Origin of the sequence: Petrotoga sp. 9PW.55.5.1, from assembly GCF_003265365.1 — a bacterium.
GTDB lineage: Bacteria > Thermotogota > Thermotogae > Petrotogales > Petrotogaceae > Petrotoga.
The window spans coordinates 1-10,099 of sequence record NZ_AUPM01000034.1 but is presented as its reverse complement, the minus strand read 5'-3'; the positions used below and the strand labels follow the sequence as shown (position 1 = coordinate 10,099).

The window sequence follows — 10,099 nt, the reverse complement described above, 5'->3', positions numbered from 1 at the left end:
CTATCTTAGAACCAAGAAAAAATGTGTTTCTCAATTTAATATTATACGAGGAGGAGATAATTTTGAATAACACAATACCAATTTTTGAAATGCCTCAAAATGAACCAATTTTAAATTATGAACCGGGAAGTAAGGAGAAAGAAGAATTAAAAAGAAAACTTGCGGATCTTAAAAATCAAAAAATAGAAATACCGCTGATAATAGGTGGAAAAGAAATAAAGACTGGTGATCTTGGAAAATGTATAATGCCTCATGATCATCAACACATATTAGCAGAGTATCACAAAGCTGGAGAAAAAGAGATAAAAATGGCTATAGAAAGTGCGTTAGAAGCAAAAAAAATATGGAATGAATTTTCATGGGTTGATAGGCTATCTATATTTAAGAAAGCTGCCGATTTATTGTCTACTTCATGGCGACCTACATTAAATGCAGCTACCATGCTTGCTCAAAGTAAAAACGTATTTCAAGCCGAAATAGATTCAGCTTGTGAACTAATAGATTTCTTACGATTTAACTCTTATTATGCAACAAAAATATATATGGATCAGCCAAAATCGGTAAAGGGCAGTTGGAATAGATTAGAGTACAGACCTTTAGAAGGATTTATTTTTTCTGTCACACCTTTTAATTTTACTTCCATTGCTGGTAACTTACCCACCGCGCCAGCTATTATGGGTAATACAGTTTTGTGGAAACCTGCTTCATCAGCGGTATATTCTGCTTACTTTTTTATGAAACTCCTGCAAGAAGCAGGGCTACCTGATGGAGTTATAAACTTTATACCTGCGCCTGGTTCAAAGATAGGGGATTTAGTTTTAAATGATTCAAATTTCGCAGGATTACATTTCACTGGTTCAAATTCCACCTTCCAAAAGATGTGGCAAAATATTGGAAACAATATCGAAAATTACAAATCTTATCCAAGAATTGTAGGGGAAACTGGAGGTAAAGATTTTATAGTAGCTCATGAATCATCCAAAATAGAACCTCTTGTAACAGCACTTGTTAGAGGTGCGTTCGAGTATCAAGGGCAAAAATGTTCTGCTGTATCAAGAGCTTATATTCCCAATAATATTTGGACGACCGTAAGGGAAAAATTGATCAGCGATTTGAAAGAAATTAAAATGGGAACACCAGAAGATTTCACTAATTTTATGAATGCAGTTATTGATAAAGGAGCGTTCGATAAAATAAAAAGTTATATTGAATTTGCTAAAAATAGTAGTGATGCTGAAATCATCTTCGGAGGAAAATGCGATGACTCAGTTGGTTATTATATAGAACCGACAGTAATTTTAACCTCTAATCCTAAATTCAAAACTATGCAAGAAGAAATATTTGGTCCTGTATTGACGATATATGTTTATGATTCGAAAGAATATGAAGAAACACTAAAACTATCCGATGAAACGTCTCCTTATGGACTAACTGGAGCAATTTTTGCTCAAGATAGAAAAGCAATTATCAAAGCAGAAAAAATTTTAGTGAATGCTGCAGGAAACTTTTATATAAATGATAAACCCACAGGAGCGGTGGTTGCTCAACAACCTTTTGGAGGAGCAAGATCATCTGGAACGAACGATAAAGCAGGAAGTGCGGTAAACCTTTTAAAATGGGTTTCAATAAGAACCATTAAAGAAAATTTTATTCCCCCAGAAGATTTTAAATATCCTTTTATGAAAGAGGAATAAAAGTTAATTCCATATCTGAGATAGGTTAATATAGTTAAAAATTCTCCTCTTAATGAACTGCCCCATGTCAAGTAGACACAAAAATTAATAAAAAACTATATACAATTGGATGCTTGGTTTCTGAACTCAACAGGAGCCAGGCATCCGAGTTTTTTCTGGCGGTTTTATTCCCCTTCCTCGAAGGGGTGGATGCAGCGTTTTAGTGCTGCAGACGGGGTAGTCTCTCTTTAATTTGCTTTTAGCAAATTATATGTACCACACCCTGTCTTCGCTTTCAGCGAATCCACCCCTCTCAAGAGGGGAATTAAACCTCCAAAGCAGTTTGGTAATTTTTATTAATTGCGTGTCTACTTTGGAGGTATCATATCAAAGAAGGGGAATTTTTTGGTTCTTTTTTCATATTTATTCTATGCAATTTCTTTAATCTTAACGCCTTTTATGGCTAAAAGTTGGCAATTATTAATACCAATAATATTTTTCCTTTTATTCTTTCTTTTCAAGGTTCAAGAAAAATAAGAATATAAATCTTATATATTCACTAACTTTTTAAATAGGGATAAAAACCTTTGGTTTTCTGTTTTTGTTCCAACGGTTACCCTAATTTTATTTTCTAACATGTTCGAATACTTACGCAAAATTATATTATTTTTAGAAAAATATTCATATACATTTTCGGAGTCTATCCCTGATATTTTATCAAAATCTAATAATATAAAGTTGGCATCGCTTTTTAATGCTAACTTTTTTAATTCTTTTGCTAAATATTCCCTTTCATCTATGATATAATCAATCGTTTTTAAAACATAACTATAATTTTCTATTATTGTTTCAACCATTTTTTCAGTTAATATGTTAAAACTATAGGGTGATTTTATTTTCATAAGTTGCTTGACAATTGCCTCATTAGCGATCAAAACACCGGCTCTTATCCCTGCAAGTCCAAAAGCTTTTGAAAATGTTTTTAATATTATGAGGTTCGAATATTCATTTAAATACTTAATCATACTTGTTTTGGAAAAATCGGCATAAGCTTCATCAACAACTATAGGGACTCCTGTTTTCAATACTTTTAAAATCTCCCTTTCAGGCTGAAGGTTCCCCGTTGGATTATTTGGAGAACATATGAAAACCATTCTTGTATCGTTATTTACATATTTATCTGCATCTTTAATTTCAAAATCTTCATTCAAAGGTACTTTTTCTATGGAAATATTATTCAAAGTAGAATAAAATTCATACATCTCAAAAGTAGGATAAAACACGATATTTTTACTTCCACTGAAGATCTTTACAAGGTATGATATTAATTCATCACTACCGTTTCCTACTACTATATTATTCCTATTTAATTGTAAATTGAATTGTTTAAAATAATTATTCAAAAAATTAGCGATTTTTTCTCTTATGTTTTCAGAGGTAAGATCTGGATATCTATTTAAATTTGTTTTATTTATCTTGTCAAAAAAAATTTTTTTAATATCTATAGGTAAATCAAATGGATTCTCGTTTTTACTTAAGTCAATAACATTGCTTGAAAGTTTGATAGAAGAAGGCTTATACTCAGGAAAATTATCCAAAATGGGATTGAATTTCAATTTTCTTTCTCCTCCTTTTTTGGGGAGTGTCTTTTTTTTAATTTCTTGCATTACCTCTCCCAATTCAATATCTTCGTAAGCTAACAAAACGAGGAGGTGATATATCATATCTGCCGTTTCATATATTATTCTTTCTCTACTTGAAGCAACCAAGACTTCAACCGCTTCTTCTCCAAATTTTTTATAAATTTTTTCTTTTCCTTCTGAAAACAAATAATTAGTGTAGGATCCTTCCTTAGGATTAGTTTTTCTATCTTTTATAACTTCTTTTAATTCATTTAGTATATCAAGAGAATAATCGATACTAGATTCCTTTATATCGTTTATTTTTTTCACTTCTCTAAAACAACTCTTTGTTCCTAAATGACAAGCCGCTCCAATTTGTTCTACTTTTAAAAGTAAAGTGTCGTTATCGCAGTCTATATAAATTTCTTTTAATTTTTGATAATTTCCACTTGTTTCACCTTTCATCCTGATCCTATTTTTACTTCTTGAATAGTAGTGAGTGAGTTTTGTCTCTAAAGTTTTATTTAAGGCTTCTTTATTCATATATCCTAGAGTTAGGACCTCACCATCTGTATTTTGAACTATAACTGGAATTAAACCATTATTCTTTTCCCAATCGATCTTATCTATTAATTCTTCATTATAGCCTGACATTAATTCCCATCTCCTTTAATTCTTCTTTTAATTGTTTGGCGGTATAAGTTCCATAATGAAATATTGAAGCTGCCAATGCAGCATCAGCTCCTACTTGAAAAACATCGTAAAAATCTCTTACATTACCTGCTCCACCAGATGCTACAACTGGGATCTCAACATTTTCAGCAATATTTTTTATTAATTCTAGATCATAACCTTCTTTTACACCATCAGTATCCATAGATGTGACGAGTAATTCTCCCGCCCCAAGTTCTTGACATTTTTTTGCCCAGGATATAGCTTCTAATTCAGTTTTCTTACTTCCTCCATGTGTGTAAACAATGTATTTTTTCGTCTCAGGATCTTTTTTTGCATCGATCGCTACCACAACATTAGAACTTCCGATAATTTTTGAAGAATCTTTTATCAAATCTGGATTTTCCACAGCTGCAGTATTTATAAACACCTTATCTGCACCACTTTTTATAACCTCTAACATCTCTTGAACAGTGTTTAATCCTCCCCCTACAGTAAAGGGTATAAAAAGATGTTTTGCTATCTTCTCAACAAGATCTTTGATGATCTTTCTTTTTTCCTTTGAAGCAGTTATATCTAAAAAAACTATTTCGTCAACTCCATCTTTTTCATACTTTTTTGCAAGTTCTATGGGGTCACCTGCATCCTTAATATTTTCAAACTTTACCCCTTTTACAACCCTTGCTTCCTTTATATCAAGTGCCGCTATTATTCTTTTTGTTAACAACTTTATTCACCTACCAGTTCTTCTAAATTTATTTTACCTTCATAAATTGCCTTCCCTATAATTGCTCCCTTAAAACCTAAACTTTCCAACCCCTTTAAATCTTCTACGCTTGTAACTCCGCCTGCATAGATAATTTCTTCGTTATCCCAAAACTTTTCGATATTTGGAGATATTCCTTCTAAAGTACCATCTTTACTTGTATCAGTATATACAAACCTATTAGTGTAATTTTTAAATATATCAAAAGCCTTTTTTACTACTACTTTTTCTTCAACTAACCAACCTTGTGTTTTTAATAACCCATTTTTTGCATCTAAACTAATAGTTATATTTGAGAAAGAACCAGTTATTTCTTTTAAAAATTCTAAATCAAAAGCCGCTGTCCCTACTATTATATATTCAGCTCCCATTTCATTAGCCTTTTTTATACTTTCAAAAGTTCTAAATCCCCCGCCCACTTCTACTTTCATTCCAGTTTCTTTAATAATTTCTCTTACTATATCCAAGTTTTTAGGTACTCCTTCAAAGGCTCCATCTAAATCCACAATATGAATTAAGTCAACATATTTTGCAAATTTTTTAGCTATCTCAATTGGATCACCATAAGTTTTAACATTGCCTTTTTCGCCTTTGTAAAGTCTAACTACTTTTTTATCCATTAAATCAATCGCAGGTATTATTTTTATTATCTTTTTCACCTCCATATCACAAACTCTTAAAGTTTTCTAATAGTTTTATCCCGTTATTACTAGATTTTTCAGGATGAAATTGAACACCAAATACGTTATCTTTTTGAACACTTGATACAAATCTGCATAACCTACCTCTACTTTCATATTCGGTATAAGATGTGATATATTTATCTTCGGTAACTACATAGTATGAGTGAACAAAGTAAAAGTAACTTCCACTTTGAATGCCTTTAAATATTTCAGATTTTTCTACAATCTCAATATCGTTCCAACCAATATGAGGAACTTTCATCTTTTTAAACTTAACTACTTTTCCTGGAAGGTAAGCTAATCCTTTTCCGGAATCTTCCTCACTACTTTGAAAAAGTAATTGCATCCCTAAGCATATTCCTAAAAGCGGTTTCCCTTTGTCAATATGTTCTAAGATATAATCTTTTAATGGAATAATACTTTTAGATACCACACCAAAAGAACCTACTCCAGGAAAAATAAGCTTATCCGCCTTTTTTATATCCTCAACTTTATTGGATATTATTCCATCCACAGCTTTTTGAACGTTAGAGAAATTCCCTACCCCACCATCCAATATTACTATTTTTTCCATTTTTTCACCTCTAGACTTCGTAAACTCTATTTGTGCTTTCACGTTTCGGGCTTTCTTCTAAGGCCTGCTTTAAAGAATTCCCCAAAGCTTTAAAGGAAGCTTCGATGATATGGTGAGCATTTTCACCGTTAAGTTGTTTGATGTGGATAGTTGCAGAAAGATTCCTTGATAATCCATAAATAAATTCTTTGAAATTCCCTAAATCAAACCCTGCTTCCAAATCTTTTAATTCCAAATCTATGTTGGTATAGGCCCTCGAAATATCTATTGAAACAAGAACAAGTGCATCATCCATAGGCAAAATACAACTTCCAAACCTTTTAATACTCTTATCCTTAATTTCTTCTTTTAAAAATTGACCTACACTAATACCCATGTCTTCCCAAAGATGATGCTTTAAATCAAATTCAGCTTTTACCATAACCGTTTTCTCCATATAATAAAACAACGTTTTTAAAAGATGGTTTAGCACAGGATCTTTTGTATCTACTGATAATTCCTTTGAATAATTGATTTCAATATCTGTTTCATCCGTTTTTCTTCTCATTCTCTCACCTCCATAGACCTTTTGTGTTGATTCATTCCTTCAACTTCAGCTAATCTTATCCCTAAATATCTTTCTTTCAATAACTCTTCTCTTGTTACTTTAGCAATAGATATCTGTTTAATAAAATCGGATACATTAAGCACAGAAGAAAACCTTGCAGCCTTTCCAGTAGGTAAAACATGGTTCACTCCCAAAAAATAATCTGCTGATGGAACAGGTGTGTATTCACCTAAATATATAGCCCCTGCATTTTGAATCAAAGGAACTACTTTCTCGGGTTCTTTGGTTATTATTTCTAAATGTTCCGGAGCTATTTCATTGGTTTTATCTGCACACTCTTCTATAGTACCGTATAGATATCTTTCTACACCTTCTTGATCACAAAAATCATATATTTCCTTTGAAGTTGTTACAAGAAAAGATTTTGATTCATGTCCATGTTCAAGCTGAGAAAGTAAATCGTTTAATACATACTCTTTATTTGCTGTTTCATCTGCTATAACACATATCTCTGAAGGACCTGCCAAACTATCTATTCCAACTTCTCCAAAAACTTGCCTTTTAGCCTCGTTCACATATTGATTTCCAGGACCATATATCTTATCTACCTTTTTCATCCCTATTCCATAACTCATAGCAGCGATTGCCTGTATACCACCAATCTTATATACCTCTTTTATCCCTAATACTTTAGCTATATATATTATATATGGATTTATCTTTCCATCCTTAGGAGAAGAAGTTATTGCTATTTCCCTAACACCTGCTATTTTCGCTGGAACAGCCACCATCAATAAACTTGAAGGTAGAGGCTTCCCGCCTGGGACGTATATTCCAATCCTGTTTATAGGTCTTTGAATTAGCCCATATTTAGATCCATAATCGTTAGAATAAAAAATATCTTCTTTCAACTGTTTGGAGTGGTAAATTTGTAATCTTTCAATTATCTTATCAATAATCTCTTTATCTTCGGTAGATATCTGTTCATCAATATCCCATTCTTCATCTTTTAAAGTAAAATCTCCATCGTAATTATCAAACTGCTTTGAATACTTTTTTACTGCATCAACTCCGTTTTCTTTTACTTCTTCTAAAATCTCCGAAACATACTGCTGAAGATTCATATAATCTTTTACCCCCTTTAAGCTATTTTTATTTACATAATATTATTTTTATAATCCTTTGCCTTTTTGATAAGATCGTTAATAAAATCAAACTTTGTTTTTTGAGTGATTCTATTTACCAATAAAACCGCGGAAATATCCATCATCTTATATACTTCTTTTAAATTATTAGCTTTAATTGTGTTCCCTGTATCAACGATATCTACTATAGCATCTGCTATTCTCGTTTTTGCTGCCAACTCTACAGCACCATTCAATTTTAAAACTTTAACATTGAATCCTTTTTCGTTGAAAAAATTCTTTGTGATTTCTGGGTATTTTGTCGCTATTCTATAACCTTCCATATTTTCTAAAGGTACTATTTTCTCTTCTGGTAGAATGATACTCATTCGACATTTACCAAAAGGAAGTTCAATTGGGACATAGACATCGTTATTTCGTTCTAAAACTACATCACTTCCACATATACCTAAATCCACTCCATTCTCTACATAAACAGGAACATCAAATACTCTTGGAAAATAAAACATATAGCCGTTTTCAGAAGAAATAAGCTCTCTATTAGAAGCTTCTTTTACTCTTATACCTATCTTTTCTAAAAATAATTTACTATCTTTTAATAACCTCCCAGAAGGTAATGCGATAGATATTTCACTCATCTTTTCATCTCCCTTATTACATCTAGATTCAAAGCCATACCGCAAGAATATTTACCGTTTACCTGATACTGACCTCCATTACCTAATAGATACCCATTATCAGGAGAATAAATTTCAAATACAATATCTTCATAATAATCCATATATTTTATAGTTCCGAGATCAACAAAAATTCTAGAATCATTAATTTCTTTTATTATCTTATTTAACTTAGGTAAATTCGTCTCTTTCCCTCTAAAATTAAAAAGATCTCCAACCGTATTTTTTATCTTTTGATCTAGAGGCAGATTTTCAATTATTTCAAAGTTTCTTAACTCTATTGCTCTCAATATCTTTTCTTTAAAATCAGGAACACTTTCTAATATATCTTCCCAACACTTTATAGAACTAACATCGATAAAAAAATTCTTTATTCCTAATTTAGAAAGTATATCAATGGTTAGATTAATAATCTCTTCTTCGATTTTTATCTGTTCACCATTTAGAATTTCAAACCCTAATTGCCAACTACTGGATAAATTATCTGTGAGAACTTCAGAAACATAAAAAATTCTTTCTTCATCTTTCACCTTATCCATTTCAATAAGCCAAGATGTAACATCCGGTTTTAAAAGATAAAAATTTTTACCGTCAGCAAACTTAAAACCTTTTTTCATCTTTTCATTATAATTTACTATTGCTGGAGGAAAAAACTCATAAAAATTCTTTTGAATCAATGTTTTTCTGATTTCACTTACTATGTTGGACAGCTTTTTTGATTCTGCAAAAATATCTCTTTTCATTTTTTACTCCTTCCATTGTTTTTTTATTTTTAGACTATTAAAAACAAAAACCGGCCACGTTTTAAACGTGACCGGTTATTATATCTTGCCTTGTATGCAGTATTTTTAGCAACAACATACATGGCATGAATTGCCGCGGCCACGCCATGTATGATGATGTCTATTGAATTTTATAATTAATTTTTCGACCTTTCCATTTGTTAAACAAACCATACTTACAACTCCATCATTAAAAAACTTAATTTATCAAAGAAATTTTACCATAATTTTGAATATATGTCAACAAAACGCGTTAGATCATATTATTTGTCCGTGAAAACAATTGGTTAGATCATAATTAGATATCTTTGAAATGATATCATAGCCTTGACTCTTTTTAAGGGGGCAAGGAAAATCGGAGGCATTTGATATGGAACTAACCGGAAGGCTCCGTCATTCCACTTCAAAAAGGGGAACTAACGGTCAATTTAAGATGTCTTATACTTTTATTTCAAAATTTCTTTTAGTTCGTCTATGGTTTTGGTTTTGAAAGTAAAATTCCCCTTCTGTGAAGGGGAATTTAAACCCACATACCTCTCAAGAGGGGAATTAAACCTAAATCTTTTGCAACAAGAGGTAAATTAATACTTATTTAGAAAGTTTTATACTTTTATTTCAGAATTTCTTTTAATTCGTTAAGGGTCATTTTCAAAATATTTTTCTTTATCTTATTAATCTCTTCTTCGCTTGCTTTCTTTATTTTTTCTTCTAACTCTTTATTGAATTCTTCTCCAAATCTTTGGTTTAATATTTCTAATACTAATTCTTTCTTTCCTTCTAGCTCTCCTTCCAGCTTACCTTCTCTCTTTCCTTCCAGTTTACCCTCTTCTTTGCCTTTTTCAATTCCTTCCCTCATCGCTTCTTCTCTATCTCTTTTAGCTATCTTTTCTAACGTGTCAAACATTTTTGGCACCTCCATTTCTTCTATCTCTTTGAATTCTTCTATGTCTTCTTTGAA

7 protein-coding genes and 4 pseudogenes are annotated in these 10,099 nt (G+C 31.4%); 1 reads left to right on the top strand and 10 read right to left on the bottom strand.

Going from position 1 to position 10,099, the window contains the following annotated elements:
* The first annotated feature begins 89 nt into the window (after window positions 1-89).
* Window positions 90-1,694: an L-glutamate gamma-semialdehyde dehydrogenase gene (pruA, locus tag PW5551_RS05295; RefSeq protein ID WP_113074755.1), complete on the top strand. Its 1,605-nt coding sequence runs from the start codon at window positions 90-92 to the stop codon at window positions 1,692-1,694.
* Window positions 1,695-2,221: 527 nt separating this feature from the next.
* On the opposite strand, the pseudogene hisC reads toward pruA, so the two are convergent.
* The 10 genes and pseudogenes from hisC to PW5551_RS10175 form a co-directional block, all read right to left on the bottom strand.
* Window positions 2,222-3,259, bottom strand: a pseudogene (gene hisC, locus PW5551_RS10815) (histidinol-phosphate transaminase); the annotation flags it as partial.
* A 60-nt stretch (window positions 3,260-3,319) separates the two neighbouring features.
* Window positions 3,320-3,949 (bottom strand): annotated as a pseudogene (gene hisIE / locus PW5551_RS10810) (bifunctional phosphoribosyl-AMP cyclohydrolase/phosphoribosyl-ATP diphosphatase HisIE); the annotation flags it as partial.
* Complete coding sequence (gene hisF, locus PW5551_RS05285; protein WP_113074752.1) at window positions 3,936-4,694, bottom strand: imidazole glycerol phosphate synthase subunit HisF; 759 nt, start codon at window positions 4,692-4,694, stop codon at window positions 3,936-3,938. The gene hisF and the pseudogene hisIE, both read right to left, overlap by 14 nt.
* Window positions 4,663-5,398: pseudogene (hisA, locus tag PW5551_RS05280) on the bottom strand (1-(5-phosphoribosyl)-5-((5-phosphoribosylamino)methylideneamino)imidazole-4-carboxamide isomerase). Before hisA ends, hisF begins: the two are co-directional and overlap by 32 nt.
* A gap of 1 nt (window position 5,399) precedes the next feature.
* Window positions 5,400-5,990: an imidazole glycerol phosphate synthase subunit HisH gene (gene hisH, locus PW5551_RS05275; protein ID WP_113074751.1), complete on the bottom strand. Its 591-nt coding sequence runs from the start codon at window positions 5,988-5,990 to the stop codon at window positions 5,400-5,402.
* A gap of 10 nt (window positions 5,991-6,000) precedes the next feature.
* Window positions 6,001-6,537, bottom strand: a complete 537-nt coding sequence (gene hisB, locus PW5551_RS05270) for an imidazoleglycerol-phosphate dehydratase HisB (protein ID WP_113074750.1) — start codon at window positions 6,535-6,537, stop codon at window positions 6,001-6,003.
* Window positions 6,534-7,661: a histidinol dehydrogenase gene (gene hisD / locus PW5551_RS05265; RefSeq protein WP_113074749.1), complete on the bottom strand. Its 1,128-nt coding sequence runs from the start codon at window positions 7,659-7,661 to the stop codon at window positions 6,534-6,536. Before hisD ends, hisB begins: the two co-directional genes overlap by 4 nt.
* Before the next feature lie 32 nt (window positions 7,662-7,693).
* The gene (gene hisG / locus PW5551_RS05260; protein ID WP_113074753.1) at window positions 7,694-8,311 is read right to left on the bottom strand and encodes an ATP phosphoribosyltransferase; all 618 of its coding nucleotides are present in this window, start codon (window positions 8,309-8,311) and stop codon (window positions 7,694-7,696) included.
* A gap of 5 nt (window positions 8,312-8,316) precedes the next feature.
* Window positions 8,317-9,102: an ATP phosphoribosyltransferase regulatory subunit gene (locus PW5551_RS05255; protein WP_113074748.1), complete on the bottom strand. Its 786-nt coding sequence runs from the start codon at window positions 9,100-9,102 to the stop codon at window positions 8,317-8,319.
* Window positions 9,103-9,751: 649 nt separating this feature from the next.
* Window positions 9,752-10,099 (bottom strand): annotated as a pseudogene (locus tag PW5551_RS10175) (hypothetical protein); the annotation flags it as partial.